Annotated in this window: 17 protein-coding genes; 6 read left to right on the top strand and 11 right to left on the bottom strand. The window is 64.0% G+C overall.

Features of this window, described 5'->3' with window-relative positions:
- Positions 1 to 120: 120 nt before the first annotated feature.
- The 6 genes from infB to DL86_RS05020 all read right to left on the bottom strand — a co-directional run bounded on the left by infB (position 121) and on the right by DL86_RS05020 (position 9,052).
- A complete protein-coding gene (gene infB / locus DL86_RS05050; RefSeq protein WP_036258887.1) occupies positions 121 to 2,778 on the bottom strand; it encodes a translation initiation factor IF-2 in 2,658 nt (885 codons plus the stop codon).
- A gap of 177 nt (positions 2,779 to 2,955) precedes the next feature.
- Positions 2,956 to 3,624 (bottom strand): RNA-binding protein, encoded by a 669-nt coding sequence (locus DL86_RS05045; protein WP_036258884.1) that lies wholly within the window; start codon positions 3,622 to 3,624, stop codon positions 2,956 to 2,958.
- A gap of 9 nt (positions 3,625 to 3,633) precedes the next feature.
- Positions 3,634 to 5,235, bottom strand: coding sequence for a transcription termination factor NusA (gene nusA, locus DL86_RS05040; protein ID WP_036258882.1), 1,602 nt, complete (start codon positions 5,233 to 5,235; stop codon positions 3,634 to 3,636).
- A gap of 10 nt (positions 5,236 to 5,245) precedes the next feature.
- Positions 5,246 to 6,097: a ribosome maturation factor RimP gene (gene rimP / locus DL86_RS05035; RefSeq protein WP_245276244.1), complete on the bottom strand. Its 852-nt coding sequence runs from the start codon at positions 6,095 to 6,097 to the stop codon at positions 5,246 to 5,248.
- Between the two features lie 409 nt (positions 6,098 to 6,506).
- On the bottom strand, positions 6,507 to 7,466 hold the full coding sequence (locus DL86_RS05025) for an alpha-E domain-containing protein (RefSeq protein WP_036258877.1): 960 nt from the start codon (positions 7,464 to 7,466) through the stop codon (positions 6,507 to 6,509).
- Positions 7,467 to 7,600: 134 nt separating this feature from the next.
- Positions 7,601 to 9,052, bottom strand: coding sequence for a circularly permuted type 2 ATP-grasp protein (locus DL86_RS05020; RefSeq protein ID WP_051952762.1), 1,452 nt, complete (start codon positions 9,050 to 9,052; stop codon positions 7,601 to 7,603).
- Between the two features lie 339 nt (positions 9,053 to 9,391).
- On the opposite strand from DL86_RS05020, the gene DL86_RS19665 reads away from it, so the two are divergent.
- The 5 genes from DL86_RS19665 to deoA all read left to right on the top strand — a co-directional run bounded on the left by DL86_RS19665 (position 9,392) and on the right by deoA (position 13,588).
- Entirely contained in the window at positions 9,392 to 9,607 is a 216-nt protein-coding gene (locus DL86_RS19665; RefSeq protein ID WP_156964481.1) for a hypothetical protein, read from the top strand.
- Between the two features lie 34 nt (positions 9,608 to 9,641).
- On the top strand, positions 9,642 to 10,253 hold the full coding sequence (locus DL86_RS05010) for a fasciclin domain-containing protein (RefSeq protein WP_084572727.1): 612 nt from the start codon (positions 9,642 to 9,644) through the stop codon (positions 10,251 to 10,253).
- Between the two features lie 426 nt (positions 10,254 to 10,679).
- Positions 10,680 to 11,750: a coiled-coil domain-containing protein gene (locus DL86_RS05005; protein ID WP_156964480.1), complete on the top strand. Its 1,071-nt coding sequence runs from the start codon at positions 10,680 to 10,682 to the stop codon at positions 11,748 to 11,750.
- A gap of 61 nt (positions 11,751 to 11,811) precedes the next feature.
- Positions 11,812 to 12,222, top strand: a complete 411-nt coding sequence (cdd, locus tag DL86_RS05000) for a cytidine deaminase (RefSeq protein WP_036258871.1) — start codon at positions 11,812 to 11,814, stop codon at positions 12,220 to 12,222.
- A gap of 34 nt (positions 12,223 to 12,256) precedes the next feature.
- Entirely contained in the window at positions 12,257 to 13,588 is a 1,332-nt protein-coding gene (gene deoA, locus DL86_RS04995) for a thymidine phosphorylase (protein ID WP_036259120.1), read from the top strand.
- A gap of 190 nt (positions 13,589 to 13,778) precedes the next feature.
- Here deoA and DL86_RS04990 read toward each other — a convergent pair whose 3' ends face one another.
- Positions 13,779 to 13,988: a cold-shock protein gene (locus DL86_RS04990; protein WP_012590813.1), complete on the bottom strand. Its 210-nt coding sequence runs from the start codon at positions 13,986 to 13,988 to the stop codon at positions 13,779 to 13,781.
- 340 nt (positions 13,989 to 14,328) lie between these two features.
- Here DL86_RS04990 and DL86_RS20255 point away from each other — a divergent pair, with 340 nt between their 5' ends.
- Complete coding sequence (locus DL86_RS20255; RefSeq protein WP_051952724.1) at positions 14,329 to 16,926, top strand: caspase family protein; 2,598 nt, start codon at positions 14,329 to 14,331, stop codon at positions 16,924 to 16,926.
- An 18-nt stretch (positions 16,927 to 16,944) separates the two neighbouring features.
- Here the strand turns inward: DL86_RS20255 and DL86_RS04980 are convergent, their stop codons facing one another.
- From DL86_RS04980 to DL86_RS04965, 4 genes are read right to left on the bottom strand one after another with little or no spacing between them, the layout of a single operon-like run.
- Positions 16,945 to 17,451, bottom strand: a complete 507-nt coding sequence (locus DL86_RS04980) for an NADH-quinone oxidoreductase subunit B family protein (protein WP_036258870.1) — start codon at positions 17,449 to 17,451, stop codon at positions 16,945 to 16,947.
- 52 nt (positions 17,452 to 17,503) lie between these two features.
- Positions 17,504 to 19,015, bottom strand: a complete 1,512-nt coding sequence (locus DL86_RS04975) for a hydrogenase large subunit (RefSeq protein WP_036258868.1) — start codon at positions 19,013 to 19,015, stop codon at positions 17,504 to 17,506.
- 47 nt (positions 19,016 to 19,062) lie between these two features.
- Positions 19,063 to 20,523 (bottom strand): hydrogenase 4 subunit F, encoded by a 1,461-nt coding sequence (locus tag DL86_RS04970; RefSeq protein WP_036258867.1) that lies wholly within the window; start codon positions 20,521 to 20,523, stop codon positions 19,063 to 19,065.
- Entirely contained in the window at positions 20,520 to 21,182 is a 663-nt protein-coding gene (locus DL86_RS04965; protein ID WP_036258865.1) for a hydrogenase-4 component E, read from the bottom strand. The genes DL86_RS04970 and DL86_RS04965 overlap by 4 nt, the downstream gene beginning before the upstream one ends.
- Between the last annotated feature and the right edge of the window lies 1 nt (position 21,183).

The following is a 21,183-nucleotide window of genomic DNA, read 5'->3' as shown; positions in this document are numbered from 1 at the left end:
CTTCGCGGCGCTGATATCTTGGGTTTTATGTCACCCTAAATAGCAATCGACCGCTCGATAGCGCGGATTGCTTCTTTCTCTCGCGTTGTGTCGTGAAACGCCGGGGCCGCAGCGCCCGCCTTACAGCGAGCGCTTGATCTCCTGCACGGTGTAGCATTCGATGACATCGCCCTGGCGCATGTCCTGGTAGTTCTCGAAAGCCATGCCGCATTCCTGGCCGGCGACCACTTCCTTGACCTCGTCCTTGAAGCGCTTGAGCGTCGATAGCTTGCCTTCGTGCACGACGACATTGTCGCGGATGAGCCGCACATTGGCGCCGCGCTGCACCGTTCCGTCGGTGACCCGGCAGCCGGCAACCTTTCCGACCTTCGAAATATTGAAGACTTCGAGGATCTCCGCATTGCCGAGCATTTCTTCGCGCAAGGTCGGCGCGAGAAGGCCCGACATCGCCGCCTTCACATCATCCACGAGATTATAGATGATGTTGTAATAGCGGATCTCAAGACCCGATTGCTCGGCAAGAGCGCGCGCTTCCTTGTGGGCGCGCACGTTGAAGCCGATCAGGGCAGCCCCCGAAGCTTCCGCCAAGGTGACGTCCGACTCGGTGATGCCGCCGACGCCGGCGTGAATGACGCGGGCGGCGACCTCCTCGGTATTGAGCTTTTCGAGCGTCGCGATGATCGCCTCGACCGAGCCCTGCACATCGCCTTTGATGACGAGCGGAAATTCCTTGCGGCCCGCCGTCTTCAACTGGCTCATCATGTCGGCGAGCGACCCGCGCGCCAGGCTGCCGCGGGCGGCGGCCTTTTCCCGTTTCTGCCGCTCGCGATATTCGGTGATTTCCCTGGCCCGCGCTTCGCTCTCCACCACGGCGACGCGATCGCCCGCCTCGGGCGAGCCGGAAAAGCCGAGCACTTCGACCGGCATCGAGGGGCCGGCCTCCTGCCGGTTCTCGCCTTGGTCGTCGAGCAGGGCGCGAACCCGGCCCCATTGCGAACCGCCGACGATGAGGTCGCCGACCCGCAAGGTGCCGCGCTGCACCAGCACGGTTGCGACCGGGCCGCGGCCTTTGTCGAGCCGCGCCTCGATGACGGTGCCTTCCGCCGGACGCGACGGATTCGCCTTGAGGTCGAGCAACTCGGCCTGCAATGCGATCAGATCGAGCAGCCGGTCGAGGTTTATGTTCTTCGTCGCTGAAACCTCGACCTCAAGCGTGTCGCCGCCGAGGGACTCCACCTGAACCTCGTATTGCAGCAATTCGCTGCGCACGCGCTCCGGCTTGGCGTCCGGCTTGTCGATCTTGTTGATGGCCACGATGATCGGAACATGACCGGCGCGCGCATGGGCGATCGCCTCGGCGGTTTGCGGCATGACGCCGTCATCGGCGGCGACGACCAGCACGACGATGTCGGTCACCTTGGCGCCGCGGGCGCGCATCGCGGTGAAGGCGGCGTGGCCGGGCGTGTCGATGAAAGTGACCGGCGCGCCATTGGGAGCGACGATCTGATAGGCGCCGATATGCTGGGTGATGCCGCCAGCTTCGCCCGAAACGACATTGGCGTGGCGGATCGCATCGAGCAGCGAGGTCTTGCCATGATCGACATGGCCCATGATCGTCACCACCGCCGGGCGCGGCAGGAGATGGCCGTGGTCGTCCGGAGTGTCGAACAGGCCTTCCTCGACATCAGACTCGGCGACGCGCTTGACCGTATGGCCCAGCTCCTCGGCGATGAGCTGCGCGGTGTCGGCGTCGATCACATCGGTGATCTTCGCCATTTGGCCTTGTTTCATCAAGAGCTTGATGACATCGACGCCGCGCTCCGACATGCGGTTGGCGAGTTCCTGGATCGTGATCGTTTCGGGCAGGATCACCTCGCGGGCGAGCTTTTCCTTGACCTCGCTGACATGACCCTTGAGCCTTTGCGTCCGCCGGCGGAAAGCCGCGATCGAGCGGGTGCGTTCATCCTCTTCGCCGGTGACGTTGGCGACCGTCAGGCGACCGCGGCTCTTTTGCTCCGCGGGTCGGACCGGGCGGGCGACGATGACCTTCGTCGGCATGCCGGGACGGCGAACAATGCGCTTGGCTTCCTCTTCCTCCGCGGTCGCGGGCCGCGCTGCCGGAGTAAGGCCGACCGGAGCGCTGGGCGAGGCGTTGGCCGGCGATGGAGCGACGACCGCGCCCGGCGCTTTGCGCGCGGCCGATGGGGCTGGCGCGGGCGCGGGTTCGCCGCCGGCCAGCCGGCGCTTGGCCTCCTGCTCGGAGCGGCGCTTGGCTTCCGCCTCCTGCGTGCGCCGCGCCTCCTCCTCCTGCTTGCGGGCCTCGGCCGCCGCGCGCTCTTCGCGTTCGCGGGCTTCCCGCTCTTCGCGCGCTTTGGCCTCGATCTCGGCGCGCTTGCGGTCTTCCACCTCGCGCTCATGCGCGCCAGAGAGGGCGCGGGAACGGGCTTCGCGCTCTTCTTCCGTCAGCGAACGCAGGATGACGCCGGACGCCGAACGCGGCGGAGCGGCTGGCGGGCGGGCGACCTTGGGCTGCGGACGCGGCTGGGGCGCGGGAGCCGGCGCCGCCGGTTCGGGCGCGGCGGCGGCCTCGCGCGCATGGGGATGGGGCTCGCCAACCACGACCGCGCGGCGCTTCACCTTCTCGACGACGACCGCTTTCGTGCGCCCATGCGAAAAGCTCTGGCGCACGACGCCAGCTTCGACCGGGCGCTTCAAGGACAGCGTCTTGGTCGGAGCGACAGTCAGCGTATGGTCACCGGGGTTCTTGGTTTCACTCATCAGTCTTGCGTTCCCAGGGCTCGCGCCCATTCAAATTTCGTCACGCCGGAACGCGGAGGTCCGGCCCGAATGCGCTTTTTCAGGCGAAGCCGCCGCCGGTTCGCGACCGAAAATGCGCCTATCTAAAATTCCTGGAGCTTTTTCGTGTTTCCACGAAAACACGAAAAAGCTCCAGCCTCAATTTCCGTCCTGTTCCAAATCGGACGGATTCGACGCTCCCGCCACGGGCGGCGCTGACCGGTAGAGCGCCAATCTGCGGCATCGCCCAAGGAACGCTTCGCTCGCTGGGCCGGCGATCAGAGCAGCATGTATCACATTTGCCCGCCCCAATGCCAAATCCAATTGGCCGGATTCGAAGAGTTCGATTCTTGGCCTGGCGGACTCGCTCCCGAAACGGCGCCGCAAGCTTTGTCCGAGCTTGCGGACGCCGTCGGCGCCGCATCCAGACGCATGAACAAGGCCGGCGACCGCCCCCGCGGCGATCGTTTCCTCGACTTTACCGAACCCGGTGACGACTTGTCCGGCCTTATTGGCGATCGAAAGGGCCTGCAAGCAATCTTGCGCCAAAAGGGCCTCGGTCTCGGCTGCGAGGGCCGCCGAGGCGGTGACCTTGGTCTTGAACCCCCGCGCGAAAGCCTGCCGCTTCACCGCCTCGTTGACCCGATCCGCGCTGGCCGTCACCCAAACCCCGCGCCCCGGCAACTTGCGCCGGATGTCCGGAACCACGACGGCGCCCGGCCCGACGACAAAACGAATCATGTCCTCGGGCGCGCCTTTCGTCCGCGTGACGATGCAGGTTCGCTCGGGGCCAGCTTCCGCATCGCCGCGCTCGGCCTTCGCCAGCATGGAGTCCTCCTATTGCCCGGTCTCGTCGGTGAAGGCTTCCTCCGCCGCCGGCTCCGGCTCCGGCAGGGCGTCGATCCAGCCCGCCTTGACGCGAGCAGTCATGATGAGAGTCTCCGCCTCCTCGCGCGAAATCTCGAATCCGTCGAGAATGCCGGCGTGCTTGATCGTCTCGCCGTCCTTGCGCTCGCTCCAGCCGATGAGATCGTCGGTGGCGCAGCCGGCGAGATCCTCGACGCTCTTGACGTCGTTTTCGCCGAATTTGACAAGCATCGCCGTCGTTACGCCGGCGACTTCCCGGAGTTCGTCGGAAACGCCAAGTTCAATGCGCCGGGCGTCCTGCTCGGCTTCGAGTTTGGCGAGGTAATCATGCGCGCGGGCCTGGATTTCGGCGGCCGTGTCCTCGTCGAACCCTTCAATCGTCGCAAGTTCGCCCGTCTCTACGAACGCCAGTTCCTCGACCGACCGGAATCCTTCGGAGGCGAGCAATTGGCCGACGACTTCATCGACGTCGAGCGCTTTCATGAAGATATTCGTGCGTTCGACGAATTCCTTTTGGCGGCGCTCCGATTCCTCGGCCTCGGTCAGGATATCGATGTCCCAGCCAGTGAGCTGCGAGGCGAGCCGCACGTTCTGGCCGCGCCGCCCGATCGCCAAAGACAATTGATCGTCGGGGACGACGACTTCGATCCGCGCGGAATCCTCGTCGAGCACGACCTTGACGACCTCGGCCGGCTGCAGGGCGTTGACGATGAAAGTCGCGGCGTCCGGCGACCAGGGGATGATGTCGATCTTTTCGCCCTGCAATTCATTGACGACCGCCTGCACCCGCGAGCCGCGCATGCCGACGCAGGCGCCGACCGGATCGATCGACGCATCGCGCGAAACCACCGCGATCTTGGCCCGCGAGCCGGGATCGCGCGCGACCGACTTCACCTCGATGACATTGTCGTAGATTTCCGGCACTTCCTGGCGGAACAGCTTGGCCATGAACTGCGGATGCGTGCGCGAGAGGAAAATCTGCGGTCCGCGTTGCTCGCGGCGGACGTCGTAGACATAGGCCCGGGCGCGGTCGCCGGGGCGGAAAACCTCGCGCGGGATCATCTCGTCGCGGCGGATGGTCGCCTCGCCGCGGCCAAGATCGATGATCACATTGCCATATTCGACGCGCTTGACGACGCCGTTGACGATGTCGCCGATCCTGTCCTTATATTCTTGATATTGCCGGTCGCGCTCGGCTTCGCGGACTTTTTGAACGATGACCTGCTTCGCCGACTGCGCGGCGATCCGGCCGAAATCGAACGGCGGCAAGGTTTCGGCGATCCAGTCGCCGACCTGGGCCGCCGGGTTTTTTTTGCGCGCCTCGGCGACGGTGATCTGGATGGCGTCATTGTCGATCTCGTCGACAACGAGAAGCAGCCGTGAAAACCGGATTTCGCCGGTTTTCGGATTGATCTCGGCGCGGACTTCGGTTTCCTGACCGTAGCGGGAGCGCGCCGCTTTCTGGATGGCGTCCTCCATCGAGGTGAGGACGATCTGCCGGTCGATCGACTTCTCCCGCGCGACCGCATCGGCAATCTGCAAAAGTTCGAGCCTGTTGGCGCTGACTGCCATTCTGTCTCTCCTATTTCGGCGACGGGCGAAGCGGACCGCGCGATGCGGGCCCCTGCGGCCGTCCCGGCTTGCCGTCCGGCGTTTTCTTCAATTTCGACTGCTTGAATTCGGTCTTCACTCCCGCCGGCAAAACGGGTTTGGCCTTGGCCATGTTCCGCGCTTTGAACCGGCCGGGGCCGCGCGGCGGCGGTTCGGCCTCGCCGGAGCCGCCGGAAAGGCCGCCGAGATCGCCTTCGTCTTCTTGGCTTTCCAGCCCGCGATCCTCGTCGAGCGCGGCCTTCGCCGCGCGCAGCGATTGCCGGATGAGGGCTTCGGTCAAGACGAGCTTTGCCTCGGCGATGTCGCGCAAGGGCAGCGCGACATCCGCGGTTTCGCCGGGCTTGGCGTCGTTGCGCTCGAACCTCACGATCGCGGCGGCGCCCTCGCCTTCAAGTAAGCCGATGAAGCCGCGGAAGCGCTTGCGTCCATCGACGCCGTGGCTCAATTCGATGCGCGCCTCCTGCCCCACAGCGCGGCGAAAATCAGAACGGCGCACCAGGGGGCGGTCGATCCCGGGCGAGGAAATCTCAAGCCGATAGGCCTGTTTCACAGGGTCCTCGACGTCGAGGACCGGGGAAAGAGCTGCGCTCACGGCCTCGCAATCATTGACATTCATCGACCCGTCCGGCCGCTCGGCCATGATCTGCACGGTCATCCCCGCCTGCGCCGAAAGTTTCACCCGCACCAGCCGATAGCCGAGTCCGGCAAGAACCGGTTGGGCGATATGCGCGACCCGGGCGGCCACGCCAGTCTCTTCGACGAAACGAGGTTCATCGACGAGATTTTGCGTTTCCTGCTCCAAGACCTTGCTGTCTTTATCCAAACTTGGCCGATCCCAATCTAATCGATTTCCATCCCTCCCGGCCTCGGCCGGTTCGCTCTTGCCTTCAAGACGCATGAAACCATGCTTCGAAGGCAATAAAAAAGAGCGGGTCCGGCAGGGCCCACTCTCCATATAGCGATGGTCTCACTGAGACAAACGTTATGAGAAGGATGAAACTGCAATATAGGGAATTCGGGCGCCCTGCGCAAGGGGCAAGCCCGAGCCGGGCCGCGGCGGGCAAACGGGGCTCGAAAGCTGGGGCGGCGAGGATCGCCCTCGAGACCTCGGCGGGCGTCCGCTCCGACGAAGCCACAACAAAGCGCAAGAGGCGCAGCGTCAATCGATCGGGCTTTTTGGTCTTTTCAAGTCATGATCTCATCCAAAATTCCGCGAATTTTGGGCGCATGATTTAATACAGCAAATATTGCTCGGTGATGGTCCGGCCCAAACGATCATTGTCTTCGACGAAGTCGGTGATGAATTCGTGCAGCCCAATCCGGAAAATTTCCTTCGTCGTCGCGCTTTCGAGCTTGGTCATGACCTCGTGGGCCTGCTGTTGTGACGCCCCCGGGCGGCCATAGGCCTTGGCGATCGCATCGAGGAAACGGACGATATTGTCGTAGCAGGCGATCAGGGATCGCGGCATTTCCATCTTGAGGATCAGGAGGTCGGCGATCAGCCATGGCTTGATGTTTTCGCGATATACCCAATGATAGGCGGTGAGCGCGGAGACGGCGCGCAAAATCGCTGTCCATTGGAAATAGTCGAGCGATCCTCCGACCGCTTCGTCCATGGGCAAAAGCACATGGTATTTCACGTCGAGAATGCGCGCGGTGTTGTCCGCCCGCTCGATATAGAGGCCGAGGCGCGAGAACCAATAGGCGTCGTTGCGCAACATGGTCCGATCGGTCGAGCCGTCATAATCGAGAGAGGTCTTCTTCACCAATTCGAGGAAGCGCGACAGTTCCTCGCGGTCATAGCGGCCGCGCGCGATATTGCTGTTTTCATACCGCTTGAGTTCGATCCAGGCGCTGTTGATCGCTTCCCAAATCTCGACCGTCAAGGCGGTGCGCACCGCGCGCGCATTGGCGCGGGCGAATTCGATGCAATTGCGGATCGATGAAGGGTTATCGGGCGCGAAGGTGAGATATTCGACGACGCTGGCCTCTTCGGCGGCGGCGCGGGTCGCGTGGAACCCGTCGGCGGCGCCAGAGGATTCAAGAGCGCTTTCCCATTCGGTGCCGGTTCCCGAATAGCTCATCGGCAATGCGGCGAGCCTTTGCGTCGCCTCTACAATGCGGGCAAGGAAATCGGCGCGCTCCACGTAGCGCGCAAGCCAGAATAAATGGTCGGCTGTACGGGAAAGCATCGCTTTGCTTCTAGTTCATTTTCAAGCGAAGCGGAACCCGCTTCCGGGCCAGACTAAGACATAAAGCGGGAACTTCGCGCATGTTTCTGTTCCGCTGTCACGAAAGCGCGCCAAGCGCCCTTGGCTTCGGCAAATCATCCGGCCTGGTTTTGGAGCTGGCTTTGCCAGGGAGCCGCTTCGTCGAAAATCGCATCGTCGACGATCCAGGTATCCTTGGTGCCGCCGCCTTGGCTGGAATTGACGACGAGCGAATTCTCGATCAAGGCGACTCGCGTCAAACCGCCGGGCACGACGCGCACGCCATTCGCGCCGGTGAGAACGAAGGGCCGCAAATCGACGTGGCGGGGCGCGATGCCGGCGTCGAAGAAAGTCGGCGCGGTGGATAGGGCGAGCGTTGGCTGGGCGATGAAATTATCCGGATCATGGGCAAGCTTGGCCGCGAAAACCTCGCGTTCCGCTTTTGTGGCATGCGGCCCGACGAGCATCCCATAGCCGCCGGAGCCATTGACCTCCTTGACGACGAGCTCAGCGAGATTGTCGAGCGCATAGCGGAGCGACGCCGGCTCCCGGCAGCGCCAGGTCGGGACATTTTTCAAAATCGCCTTTTCGCCGAGGTAGAATTCAATGATCTCGGGCATGTAGGTGTAAATTGCCTTGTCGTCGGCGACTCCCGCCCCGACGGCGTTGGCGAGAGTGACATTGCCGGCAAGATAGGCGCGCATCAGGCCGGGGACGCCGAGGATCGAATCTGGCCGGAACGTCTCCGGATCGAGGAAGTCGTCGTCGATGCGGCGGTAGAGCACGTCGACCTGCTTGGCCCCCTGCGTCGTGCGCATATAGACCCTGTCGTCGTTGACGAGGAGATCGCGGCCTTCGACCAGTTCAACGCCAAGCTTATCGGCGAGGAAGGAATGTTCGTAATAGGCGGAGTTGAACCGGCCGGGCGTCAGCAGCGCGATCGTCGGCTCCTCGGCGGCGGCGATTGGGGCGACCGAGCGCAAGGAGGCGAGCAGCGCGTCCGGATAATTCTCGACCGGGGCGACGCGATGCTCCGCGAAAAGATCCGGAACGAGGCGCATCATGACCTCGCGATTTTCCAGCATATAGGAGACGCCGGAGGGCGTGCGGACATTGTCTTCCAGCACGTAGAAATCGTCTTCGCCAGTGCGGACGATATCGATCCCGGCGATATGGACGTAAATATCATGCGGGATTCGCCGTCCCGCCATTTGCGGCCGGAATTGCGGATTGCGCAAAATAAGGTCCGCCGGGATTTTCCCGCTTCTGATGATGTCCTGGCCGCCGTAAATATCGGCGAGGAACAGGTTGAGCGCCTTGACCCGTTGCACGAGGCCGGCCTCGATTCGGGACCATTCCGAACGCAGCATCACGCGCGGAATGATGTCGAAGGGGATCAGGCGCTCGCCCGCGTCTTTCTCGCCATAGACCGCGAAAGTAATGCCGATGCGGCGAAACAGGAGTTCGGCTTGCGACCGGCGGGAGGCCAGCGTTTCGGCCGGAGTCGCCGCGAGCCAGCGGGCGATCTTGCCATAGACCGCGCGGATCGCGCCGTCCGCCACGGTCATTTCATCGAAGCACCGGCTTTGCTGCAATCGCTTGCGCTCCTGTTCGAGACCCACCCGGCTATTGGTCAGGATTATTGACGACGAAGCATTTTGCATACCAGAGGCTGGCGTAATTGTCAGCGTCATGGACGCGCAGCGAAGGGCCAAACTTGCGCCGAGCTTTCGCGGGAGAGCGCCGAGCTTGCGCCAAACTTGCGCTGGCGCATCGGACCGGAAGCCGGGCGCTTATGGTTAACAATTCGGAAACCCTTCGCCTCTAGTCCTTCGCCGACCGACGAGACGCCGGCGCGCGATGGCTTTGCGCCTCGTCTCCTCACAGCCAGCAGAAGGAGCGCAGCGATGAGTTTCGCGCAGATGACAAGAGCCGCCGTCTTTGGTGAGGAATCCCTGCGCAGGCGGGCCAAGGGCAATTCGCTGGGACAGGTCTTGCGCGTTGTCTTCATTGTCGCCCTTATGGCGTTCGCCATTGGCTTGGCGATGCTGCCGCGCGTGGGCCATGCCGCGCTCGCCGGCGCGGACGCATTTTCGAGCAAAGCGGATGCCGGTTCGCATTAGGGACGCGCGACAAGACAAAGAGCGAGAGCTGTCCATGAGATTTATTCGCATCGCAGCTTTAGCCGCCGGAAGCTTGGCCGCGCTCGCCGGGGTAGCCATCGCCGAAGACGCGGCCGCGCCCCAAGACCGGGCGCCGCAACTTTTGGCGCCCGGTCTGGAAATGAGCGTCGAGGTCGGCGGCGCGCCGATGTATCCATCGAAGACCATCGTCGAAAACGCGGTTAATTCGAAGGACCACACGATTCTGGCGGCGGCGCTGAAGGCGGCCGATCTCGTCGACACTTTGCAAGGCGCCGGCCCGTTCACGGTTTTCGCTCCAGTGAACAAAGCGTTTGAAAAGCTGCCGAAAGGGATGCTCGACAATCTCCTGAAGCCGGAGAACAAGGCCGCCCTGACGGGCGTCCTTTCCTATCACGTCGTGCCCGGCAAATATTCCGTGGCCGATTTTGTAGCGGCGGTCAAGAAGGCCGGCGGCAAGGCTGTGTTCACGACTATTGAAGGGGAGGATCTGACCGTCGAGCAGAACGGCCGCAAGCTCGAAGTCATCGACGCCAGGGGCGGCAAGGCGATCGTGACGATCCCCGACGTCAATCAGAAGAATGGCGTCATTCACGTGGTCGACTCGGTGCTTTCGCCCAAGATCTGAGGCCTAAGATCTGAGGTCCGAGCGCAGAACAGCGCGGCGCTGGGGAGCGCGCCGAATCGACACGATCCTGCGCTGAAATTGGCGTCGAAACCTGAATTTTGAGCATGTTCCTTAAGAAGCGATCGACTTATTCAATTCGGAGATCTTCAAATTCTTGGAATCCGAGTGAGCCCGGCGAGATCAAGCGATTCTGTCTGATCGGGAAGACCCCCTAGGGTGAAATATTTTCACTCCCATGCTGTTTGTTTTGATTCTATTGGCGGGGAATGTCATAATTTGGCGTTCTTAAGCTGTTTGCGTCGGCCGGCTGATGCAATCAAGCGCGGCGTTTTTTGACTCAGCATCAATTCTCTCCGAAACAGGCGATGGCTTTTTGGAGATGATGCTTCGTTCCAGATTGGGCTTGGCGGCGTGATCGAACAGGCGATGATATTCGCGCTCGGATTTTTGATCGCAGGGCTGATTGCCCTGGCGATCGCGCCGGCGTTTTGGCATCGCGCCCTCCGGCTGACGACGCGGCGGATCGAAATGCAGATCCCGCTGTCCGCCCGGGAGATCCTCGCCGATCGCGATCTCATTCGGGCGGAATTTGCAGTGGAGCGCCGGCGGCTCGAACAAAAGGCCCAATCCCTCAACGAGACCCACGCCAAGGATCTCAGTGAAATCGGGCGGCGGGCTGCGGCGATCGTCGCGCAGCAGGCGGAAATCGCTGCGCTCGGCCAGAGAAAGAGCGAACAGGACGCAGAACTCGCGGCGCTGCGGCGCACCTTGGCGGAAGCCTCGGCTGAACGCGCCGCGACGGAAACGGCGCTCCATGGCGCGCATGGACTCTTCGAGCGCAGGGACGCGCAGCTTATCGCTCTGTGGAGCGAGTTCCGGGCGTTGCAAGCGCTGGCCGACGATCGGCGCACAGCCATGTCTGCTTTGGAGAGCGACATCGCGGACCAGCAGAAAAAACTCGTGGCGGAAACTGCGACGGTCGCCCGCCTCGAACAACAGATCCAGTCGATGCGGCTCGAACATGACGCCGATTTGGCGACGCTCAAGGCGACGGCGACGAAGTTGGCGGACCGCGAGCAGGCGCTCAAGGCCGCCGAGCACCGGGAAATGGACTTGCATTGGCGCCGCAAGCAGCAAATCGAAACGACGCGCGCCGTCGAGCGCAGGCTGCTCGAAAAGGTCGAGCGGCTCCGCGTCGCGGAAGCCGCCGCCCATGCCGCGCTTGAAGCCTCGCGCGCCAATTGCGACAGCCTCACGCGGGAATTGGCGGCGCTGCGCCTTGGATTTTCCGCGCCGGCCGCTTCGGAACGCGAGGAAAATGCGATTTTGCGCCAGAACATCAATGAAATTGGAGCGGCTATCATTCGCATGGCGAGCGGCGTCGCCGGACCGGCGCTCGAAGAAACCCCGCCGCCCGAGGACGTCCTCGCCGAGACGGCGGGCAAACCTTCCAGCCGGATCCTGGCCAAGGCCGGGAGCGGCGGTTCGGTCCAGTAAGAGGTTCGATCGTCAAGCGGCGGCGGCTTGCCGCCCGGATGTTTGGCGCGGAAGGCGGCTCATGGGCGAAATCGAGAGGCTTTTTGGCGCGGCGGCGGCGGCGCGGGCCAATGCCTATGCTCCTTATTCGGGGTTTTCCGTGGGCGCGGCGATCCGCACGCCGTCGGGCGCGATCTTTGCCGGCGCCAATGTCGAAAACGCCGCCTATCCGGTCGGGGCCTGCGCCGAGGCCGGCGCGATTTCCGCGATGGTCGCCGCGGGGGAGCGGCGGATCGCCGAAATTCTCATTCTGGGCGAGGGAGAAGCCCTGGTCACGCCTTGCGGCGCCTGCCGCCAAAGAGTTCGCGAATTCGCCAGCGACGACGCCATGATCCATGTCGCTGGACCTAATGGCGTTCGCGCCAGCTTCACCCTAGCCGAGCTTCTGCCCCAGGCCTTTGGTCCCGGCATCGCCAAAGCGCATGCGCCATGAGCCCGGTGGGATTTCAGCCAGGGCCGCGGGCGTGATTTTGCCGCAGGAAATCATTCGCAAGAAGCGCGACGGCGCCGCGCTGCGCGAGGATGAAATCGCTGCTTTCATTGCTGGATTGACGCATGGCCGCATCAGCGACGCGCAAGCCGCGGCGCTGGCGATGGCGATCTGCCTTCGCGGCATGGACATTGACGAATGCGCAGCCTTGACCCGAGCCATGGCGCGCTCGGGCGACATGATCGATTGGCGTGCAGCGGATCTGCCCGGACCGGCTGTGGACAAACATTCGACCGGGGGCGTCGGCGATGTCGTGAGCCTCATCCTGGCGCCGGCAGTCGCCGCCTGCGGGGTCTACGTCCCGATGATCGCCGGGCGGGGCCTTGGCCACACCGGCGGCACGATCGACAAGCTTGAATCGATCCCCGGCTACAGCACGCAGCCCGGCAAGGATCGCTTCATCGACGTCGTGCGGCGCTGCGGCTGCGCCATCGTTGGACAGACGGAAGATCTCGCTCCCGCCGACAAGAAGCTTTACGCCATCCGCGACGTGACCGGCACCGTGGAGTCGATCCCGCTCATCACCGCTTCGATTCTGTCCAAGAAGCTGGCCGCCGGGCTCGATGCGCTGGTCATGGATGTCAAGGTCGGCTCCGGGGCATTCCTTCCCTCCCATGCCGAAGCGCAAGCGCTGGCGGATTCGATCGTTTCGGTCGGGGGGCGGGCCGGTTTGGCGGTGCGCGCGGTGATCACTGACATGGACGAGCCTTTGGCTTCGTCGGCCGGCAATGCGCTCGAAGTGGCCGTGGCGATCGACTTTCTGACCGGGAAAAAAATCGGTCTGCGTTTGCGCGAGGTCGTCTTGCATCTCGGCGCCGAGATGCTTCTCCTCGCGAAAAAGGCCCTGAGTCCATTGGAAGCCGAGCGATCCGTGCAAGCGGCGCTGTCAAGCGGCGCCGCGGCGGAGCGTTTCGCCCGCATGGCGGCGGCGCTGGGGGGGCCAGCTGATCTTCTTGAGCGGCCGGAGCGCCATTTTTCCCGCGCCGGGACCGTCGCGCCCGTCCCTGCTCCCCGGAGCGGCTATGTCTCGAAAATCGATGCGCGAGCGCTTGGCCTTTGCGTTGTGAGCCTCGGCGGCGGGCGGCGCGCGGCGGATGGAAAAATTGATCCGAGCGTTGGCCTTAGCGAGATCATGGGAAAAGGAGCCTTCGTCGAGAGCGGCGCGCCTCTCTGCCTGATCCACGCGGCGGACCCTGAGTCGGCCGCCGCCGCGGCGCAAACGATCGTCAAAGCCTATGCAATCGAGGAGGAAGCGCCGCGAGCCCCGCGTCCCTGCATCATTGCGCCGGCCGGCGCGGCGGGAATTTAGAGCATGATCCCAAAAAGGCGCCGGTTTCTTGGATAGATCATGCGTCGAACAAAGAGTTAAGGAGCAAGTCGATTCCGCTAAAGGCGTCCCGCACGTCCGTGGACAAAACGCAAGAAGAGTCTAAGAAAAAACGCAAAAAAAAGCCCCGGCTTTGCCGCCAGGGCTCATGTGCATGGGGGGTCGTCGTGCCTTAGGCCGCGCGAAGATTGCCCGCCGAAGATTTGCCGGTCCGCTTGTCGGCAATCACTTCGTAATTGATCTTCTGGCCTTCCTGCAGATGGCGCAACCCTGATTGCTCCACGGCGCTGATGTGAACGAACACGTCCTTGCCGCCGTCGTCTGGCTGTATGAAGCCGTATCCTTTGTCCGGATTAAACCACTTCACAGTTCCCGTAGTCATAATAGGCTATCCTTGAATCGTAAAAAGACTGGCGCCCATCAATGTGGACGCCTGTGTTGCATCGTTGTTTTTAAGGAGGAGGTCGTCAGCAGACGCATAAATGCGAGGCCAAGTCGTCGGCAAAAACACGACACCCGTTAACATATGTCTATATCGAGATCAAAACAAGGGGGCTTTTCGTCACTTTTGATTCCGGCCGCTGGTCGTCAAGGAGGGCGGGGCGCGTAGGGCGATGCCGGCCCTTTGCGGGTTGATTTGAGTGATCGTTCATGATCGGTTCAGGGCGGGACGCAGATAACGCGTCGAATGTGCCCGCCATCGCCGGGCGGGGAGGATCGCAATGCGGGGCAGTCTGGCAGTTTTGCTGTTGGGGTTGGTGGTCGGATTTCTCGGCCCGACGGCGGTTTTCGCCGAGGAAACCGAGAAGCGGCTCGCTTTCGTCGTCGGCAATGGCGACTATCCTGGCGCGAAGCTTTCGACCGCAGCCAATGACGCCGGCCTCATCGCGCAAACCTTGCAGGCGGCTGGATTTGACGTTATGGGCGCCCGCGATCTCGAATATGATGTCCTGCGCCAATCCTATCGCGAATTCTTGCAAAAGGCTGCGGAGGCTGGTCCCGACGCCGTCGTATTCGTTTATCTTTCGGGGTACGGCCTGCAATATGAGGGCGAAAATTATTTCGCGCCGATCGGGGCGCGGATCGCAGCCGCTTCCGATGTCCCGATCGAAGCGCTCCGCTTTAGTGATCTGACGAAGCCGCTTGCCGCAGTCCCGCTCAAGGCGCGCATTTTTGTTTTCGACGCCGCGCGCGAAAACCCTTTCGCGAAATCGGGACCGCCGCTCGCCGGCGGACTCGCGCTGGCCGATCCCGATCCGGGCGCGCTGATCGCTTTCAACGCGACGCCCGGGACGGTCGCGCCAGGGCAAACGGAGGGCGCTTATGGCGCTTATGCGCAGGCGTTGGCCGAAATGATGCGCGAGGGCGGGCTTCCGATCGACGATGTTTTCGATCGCGTCCGCCTCCGCGTCAACGAGGTCACGAAGGGCGGGCAAGTGGCCTGGGACGCCTCGAAAATCACCGCGCCCTTCACCTTTTTCGAACGCGCGGCCGATGCGCCGCCTGTGGCCGCTCCGGGGCCCGAAGCGGCGTTCTTGCGAGAGAAGCCCATCCGCGACTTCCCGGCGCAGGAGGCCTATGCCGCCGCGCTCGAGCGTGACAGCGTGCAAGGCTACGAGGCGTTTCTCGCGGCCTATCCGGATGATCCGATGGCGCGGCGGGTGCGCGCGCTGTTGGCGGCGCGCCGTGAGGCGATCACCTGGCGGCAGACCGCGCTCGCCGATAGTCCCGACGCCTATTGGTCCTATCTGCGGCGTTACCCGCGCGGACCGCATGTCTCCGACGCGCGCCGCCGGCTGGCGCATTTCTCCGCCGCGCTCGAGCCGCCGCCCTCCTTTGAGATGATGAGCTACGACATCGCGCCGCCGCCGCCCGCCGAAATTGTCTATGTCGACAGGCCGGTGCTCGTCTTCAGCGATCCCTTCTACGATTTCGCGCCGCCGCCGCCGGTCTTTTTCCTGCCGCCGCCGACCGTCATCGTGATCGCGCCGCCGCCGTGGCCGGTCCAGCCCTTCCTGCTGCCGGTTCCGGTCTTTGTGCCGCTCCCGGTCTATGTCAATCCGCCGGTTTATGTGGCCGCGCCGTCCAATGATTTCTACTTCAGGAACAGGCATCTGCCGGTTGTCGCCGCCCCGGTCGCCGACGCCCCAGCGCCTTCGCCCGGCATTCCCAACGGACCCGGTCCGGTTGTGGCGCGGCCCTTCGTCGGTCTGCCGGCTGCTGTTCGGGAAAGGGCGGGCGGGCGCGGCCAGTCCACGCCAGGCCTCGGAACGGGAATAGGGCCGGGGAGCGGCGCCAATTTCGGTCAAGGTTTGCATGGACGACCGCCGGGTGGCCTTCAGCCCCCTCCAGGAGCCAGGGGCAACCTGCCAAGCTCAAGCGGGACGCTCAATGCGCCAACAGGCGGGACCCCGGTTCTCAGAGATGGCGTCGCCGGTTCGAAGGAGCAAGGGCTGAAGGAATTGCCCAAGAACGACGCTCTGTCGAATGGCGCTCGCCGAGGTCATCAACTGCCGGCAGTGGGCGGCCGCCCTCTGCCGGGGACCATCGGCGCCCGGCCAGGCTCAAGCGGGGCGCCGGATGCTCAAAGCGTCGGCGCGGGCGCTATTCCCAAGGAAGGCCTTATTGGTTCGCAAGAGCAGGGACACAGGCGCGGGAGCAGCGCGCGGAGAGGCCAGCCGCCCTCAAGCGCCAGGGGGCAAGCTTTGCCAGGCGCAAGCGGTCAGCCTGCGCCGGAGGCCATTGGCAATCCGCCCGACGCCAGCGGCGCACAGCGAGCTCGAGGCGCTGGAGCGGGGCGCAGGGATGGCGTCGCCAGTCCGCAAGGGCATGGCGTCAGGCAAGGGCCGTCGAGCGGAGCCGGCGGAGGTCAGCCGCATGCCGGTCCACGATTGCAAGAAACAGCGCCGCGCCAGGGCCAGATTCATCAGCAGCCGCTGAACGCAACGCAACAGCGCCAACAGCTTATGGAGCAGCAGCAGCGCCAGATCCAGGCTCCGCCGCAACAGCACATGCAGCAGCGCCAGCATCAGGCTCCGTCGCAGCAGCAAATGCAGCAGCGCCAGTATCAGGCTCCGCCGCAACAAATGCAGCAGCGCCAGTTCCAGGCGCCGCAACAACAGCACATGCAGCAGCGCCAGTTCCAGGCGCCGCAGCAACAGCAAATGCAACAGCGTCAGTACCAAGCGCCGCCGCAACAGCACATGCCGCAGCGCCAGTTTCAGGCGCCGCCGCAACAACAAATGCCGCAGCGCCAAATCCAAGCGCCGCCGCAACAACAGCAGAGAAGGGTTCAGCCGATCCCCGGCCAGCCGCAATGAAAGGCGCACATCGCGGCATCACCCCATGAGCGCGAGAAGCCCTTCGAGCAATGCGGTCGGCGTCGGCGGGCAGCCTGGGATGTAAAGGTCTACGGGAATCGCCGCAGCGACGCCGCCAAGGCAAGCGTAGCTGCCGGCGAAGAGACCGCCATCGAGGGCGCAGGCGCCGGCCGCGACAACCCATTTTGGCGCGGGCGTCGCCTGATAGGTCCGCAGCAAGGCTTCGCCCATGTTCTTGGTGACGGGCCCGGTCACGAGGAGTATGTCGGCATGGCGCGGCGAGGCCACGAACCGCAGGCCGAACCGCTCCAGATCGTAGAACGCGTTGCCGAGGGCGTTGATTTCAAGCTCGCAACCATTGCACGATCCAGCGTCGATTTCGCGGATCGACAGGCTGCGGCCGAGTTTGGCCCGAGCGGCGCTGGCGACTTGGGCGGCGAAGGCAAGCAACTCCGGGTCTTCGGCGCCAGGCGAAGGCTCGGCGAGAGGCCCTTTCAGGAGGCTTTCAAGCAGGATCTTTCGCATGGCGGCAGCCTATTCATTTTCGCCCAGCTGGAAGGCCGGCGGAAGCGCTTTTTCAAAGGTCATGCCCCGAATAGGAGCAGTTGAAGGATTTGTTGCAGAGAGGGAAGTCGGCGACGATATTGCCCTCGATGGCGGCCTCGAGCAGGGGCCATTGAAACCAGGAGGGGTCGCGCAGTCGGGAGCACGCGACGCGGCCCGCCGCGTCAAGGCGCACAGAAGCGAGAACATCGCCGCGAAACCCCTCGACGAGAGCCATGCCCTCGCCGCTCTTATTGGCTGGTAGGGGAACGCTGATCGGGCCTTCGGGCATGGCGTCGAGGATCTGCTCGACGAGCGAGAGGCTCTGCTCGACTTCGCGGATGCGAATCCACACCCTTGCGTTGACATCGCCATCGCTTAGCGCGGGAACCTCGAAGGCCAGCGCATCATAGGGCGGATAGGGAAGATTGCGCCGCGCGTCGAAATTCCGGCCCGACGCGCGGCCGATAAAGCCGCCGCAGCCATATTGCCGAGCGAGCGCCATGCTTAAGACTCCGGCGCCGACGGTCCGGTCCTGGAGCGAAGCGGTATTGTCGTAAAGCTCGATCAATGCCGGAAACGCGCCGCGAGCGACATCGAGCAGTTCCCGGACCGGCGCGGCGGCGCCCTCAGCCAGATCGACGCCGACGCCGCCCGGAACAATGCAGTCCATCATCAGCCGATGCCCGAACGATGCCGCCGCCGCGCGCAGGACGCGCTCGCGCAGGACGCCGCAATGGGCGTGCATCAACGCGAAGGCGACGTCGTTGCAGATCGCGCCGATATCGCCGAAGTGGTTGGCGAGGCGTTCGAGCTCCGCCATCAGGGCGCGCAGCCAGATGGCGCGGGGCGGAATTTCGATGGCCAGAGCCGCCTCTACGGCGCGGGCGAAGGCCAGTGCATAGGCGACCGTGCTGTCCCCGGACATCCGCCCGGCGAGGCGCGCGGCGCGTTCGATGGGCGCGCCGGTTGTCAACGAGTCGACGCCCTTATGGGCGTAGCCGAGCCGCTCCTCGAGCCGGACGATGGCTTCGCCATTCGCGGTGAAACGGAAGTGGCCTGGCTCGATCACGCCGGCATGGACCGGCCCGACCGGGATCTGATGCAGTCCTTCGCCCTCGCTGGTAAGGAATGGATAGGGCTCGGGCGCGCTGACCGGCGCCGGATGGATTGCCAGGGGATGGCGCAGGCCCCAACGCCCATGGTCGAGCCAGGGGCGCGGATCGGGCAGGCCTCTTGGCTCGAGGCCAAAGAGATCGCGGATCGTCCGCTCAAGGCGAATGGCCGGCGGATGCGCGCGTCCGACCGAAGGGAAATGTCCCTCGGGGCACGGGCGCGTGACGATGCAGGCGGCGCTCTCCGCTTCATCGAGAAGGCCCATATGAACCGCCCCGGCCTCGCCCCAGAGCCCGAGCAGAGTCGCGCGGCCCTCCGCCAGCATCGAGGCGAAAGCGCGCCACAGATCCTCTTCCACTGCGATCCGCGGGCAGGGCCTATGCGCCTCAATGAGGCGGCCTCTGGCGATCATCTCGGCGAGCGCCGGCATTGTTGCCTCTCCTTACAACCGCGCTATGCAGCTTACCCGAGCAAACTTCATCCGAGCAGGCCCGCGACATGTTGGAACCACGCGACGAGCGGCGGCGGCAGATAGAGCCCGGCCATCAGGACCAAGGCGAAATGGGCGATCATCGGCAAGTGCGACGCTTGCCGCGATGTCGGCGCAGGGACGCTTCGCGCCGACGGCGCGCCGAAAGCCAGTCTCTGGAGATGGAAGAACAAGGCGCCGAACGCGATGAGCAGGCCGCCGACCAGTGGAATGGCGAGCAGCGGCTCGCGGGCGAAAGTGGAGCTGACGACCAGGAATTCGCTCATGAAAATGCCGAAAGGCGGCATGCCGCCGATGGCGACGACGCCGATGACGAGACTCCAGCCGAGTTCGGGATGCGATGCGGTCAGGCCGCGAATGTCGGCGATTTTTTGCGTGCCGGTCACCTGGGCGATATGGCCGACGGCAAAGAAGATCGCCGATTTGGTCAGGCTGTGCATGGTCATATGGAGCAGGCCGGCGAAATTGGCGAGCGGCCCGCCCATGCCGAAGGCGAATGCGATAATGCCCATGTGCTCGATCGAGGAATAGGCGAACATGCGCTTGATGTCGCGGCGCTTGTACAGCATGAACCCGGCGAAGATCAGCGAGACGAGGCCGAGCGTCGCCATCAGCGGGCCGGGCGCGATCGCGCCCGGGTTCGCCGCGAGCAGCAGCTTGAAGCGCAGCACGGCATAAAGGGCGACATTGAGCAGCAGGCCCGAGAGCACGGCGGAGATCGGTGTCGGGCCTTCGGCATGCGCGTCAGGCAGCCAGGCGTGCAGGGGAACCAGGCCGACCTTGGTGCCATAGCCAAGCATCAGGAAAACGAAGGCGACGTTGAGCAGCGCCGGATCGAAGGCCGCGACCCGCGCCATCAGCACCGTCCAGACCATGCCGTCGAGGCCTTCGCCGACGGCGGGGCGGGCGGCCATATAGACCAGAATGGTGCCGAACAGCGCCAGGGCGATGCCGACGCTGCCCAGGATGAAATATTTCCAGGCCGCCTCGATCGCTTCATGGGTGCGGTAGATGCCGACCATGAGCACCGTGGTCAGGGTCGCCATCTCGATCGCCACCCACATCAGGCCGATGTTGTTCGCCACAAGCGCGAGGTTCATGGAAAACAGCAGCGCCTGATACATGGCGTGATAGAAGCGCAGGTGGAGAGGGGTGAGCCGGCCGGTCTCGAGCTCATGGGCGATGTAGCTGGCGCTGAAGACGCTGGTGGTGAAGCCGACGAATGTGTTGAGAACGATGAAGACGATGTTGAGATCGTCGATCAGGATGAAGGGGCCGGGCGCCGGCTTCTCGATGAACAGCGACAGCGCGGCGAGGAAGGTCAGGAGGCAGGCCAGCACGTTCAGCCGGGCCGACAGGCGGTAGCCGGGAAGGAGGCCAAGCAGCGCGGCGCTCGCGGCCGGGATCGCCAGGATCAGGGTGACGCCGTCAGTGGGAAAGACGGTCATCGCTGGCCGCCGCGGAAACGGTCGAGCGCATCGGCGTCGACGGTGTCGAAGCGTTCTCGGATGCGAAACAGCAGCGTACCGATGACGATGAAGGCGATGAGGACCGAAAAGGCGACGCTGATCTCGACGACGAGCGGCATGCCCTTGGCCCCCGTCGCGGCCAGGATCAGGCCGTTTTCAAGCGACATGAAGCCGACGATCTGGCTGACCGCGTTGTTTCGCGTCACCATCATCAGAAGCCCCAGCAGGACCACCGACAGGGCGAAGGCCAGATCCTCGCGCGCCAGCGGGTAGGCGTCGGCGGTGACTCTCAGCATCACCACCATGGACAGAGCGACGAGCCCCATGCCGGCGAGCATGGTGGGGCCGACGCCGACGACGTTCTCGACCTCGCGATGAATGCCGAGCCGCACGATGATCCGATGCAGCGCCACCGGGATGACGATCGCCTTGAAGACGAGAGCAATCGCGGCGGTGACATAAAGATGCGGCGCGCCCTGGACATAGGCCTGCCAGGAAACCGACAGGGCGAGAACGACGGCTTGCAGCGCGAACACGTTGAGAAGCGCGAAAAGGCGATCCTGATAGAGGAGCATGAAGCTCATCAGCACGAGGCCGCCGGCCAAGAGATGCGCGACGTCGAACTCAAGGCGGCCCATC

The organism is Methylocapsa aurea, from assembly GCF_000746085.1.
Classification (GTDB): domain Bacteria; phylum Pseudomonadota; class Alphaproteobacteria; order Rhizobiales; family Beijerinckiaceae; genus Methylocapsa; species Methylocapsa aurea.
Note: the sequence above shows the minus strand (reverse complement) of the source record. Positions and strands in the feature narration are given on the sequence as shown.

What these genes read in the sequence shown, in the direction of transcription:
- DL86_RS20255 (WP_051952724.1), top strand. Translation starts at nt 14,329, where the DNA reads ATGCGGGGCAGTCTGGCAGTTTTGCTGTTGGGGTTGGTGGTCGGATTT.
- DL86_RS05005 (WP_156964480.1), top strand. Translation starts at nt 10,680, where the DNA reads ATGATATTCGCGCTCGGATTTTTGATCGCAGGGCTGATTGCCCTGGCG.
- nusA (WP_036258882.1), bottom strand. Translation starts at nt 5,235, where the DNA reads ATGGCAGTCAGCGCCAACAGGCTCGAACTTTTGCAGATTGCCGATGCG.
- DL86_RS04975 (WP_036258868.1), bottom strand. Translation starts at nt 19,015, where the DNA reads ATGCCGGCGCTCGCCGAGATGATCGCCAGAGGCCGCCTCATTGAGGCG.
- infB (WP_036258887.1), bottom strand. Translation starts at nt 2,778, where the DNA reads ATGAGTGAAACCAAGAACCCCGGTGACCATACGCTGACTGTCGCTCCG.
- cdd (WP_036258871.1), top strand. Translation starts at nt 11,812, where the DNA reads ATGGGCGAAATCGAGAGGCTTTTTGGCGCGGCGGCGGCGGCGCGGGCC.
- DL86_RS04965 (WP_036258865.1), bottom strand. Translation starts at nt 21,182, where the DNA reads ATGGGCCGCCTTGAGTTCGACGTCGCGCATCTCTTGGCCGGCGGCCTC.
- DL86_RS05020 (WP_051952762.1), bottom strand. Translation starts at nt 9,052, where the DNA reads ATGACCGTGGCGGACGGCGCGATCCGCGCGGTCTATGGCAAGATCGCC.
- DL86_RS04980 (WP_036258870.1), bottom strand. Translation starts at nt 17,451, where the DNA reads ATGCGAAAGATCCTGCTTGAAAGCCTCCTGAAAGGGCCTCTCGCCGAG.
- DL86_RS05045 (WP_036258884.1), bottom strand. Translation starts at nt 3,624, where the DNA reads ATGCTGGCGAAGGCCGAGCGCGGCGATGCGGAAGCTGGCCCCGAGCGA.
- DL86_RS05010 (WP_084572727.1), top strand. Translation starts at nt 9,642, where the DNA reads ATGAGATTTATTCGCATCGCAGCTTTAGCCGCCGGAAGCTTGGCCGCG.
- DL86_RS04990 (WP_012590813.1), bottom strand. Translation starts at nt 13,988, where the DNA reads ATGACTACGGGAACTGTGAAGTGGTTTAATCCGGACAAAGGATACGGC.
- DL86_RS04970 (WP_036258867.1), bottom strand. Translation starts at nt 20,523, where the DNA reads ATGACCGTCTTTCCCACTGACGGCGTCACCCTGATCCTGGCGATCCCG.
- DL86_RS05025 (WP_036258877.1), bottom strand. Translation starts at nt 7,466, where the DNA reads ATGCTTTCCCGTACAGCCGACCATTTATTCTGGCTTGCGCGCTACGTG.
- DL86_RS19665 (WP_156964481.1), top strand. Translation starts at nt 9,392, where the DNA reads ATGAGTTTCGCGCAGATGACAAGAGCCGCCGTCTTTGGTGAGGAATCC.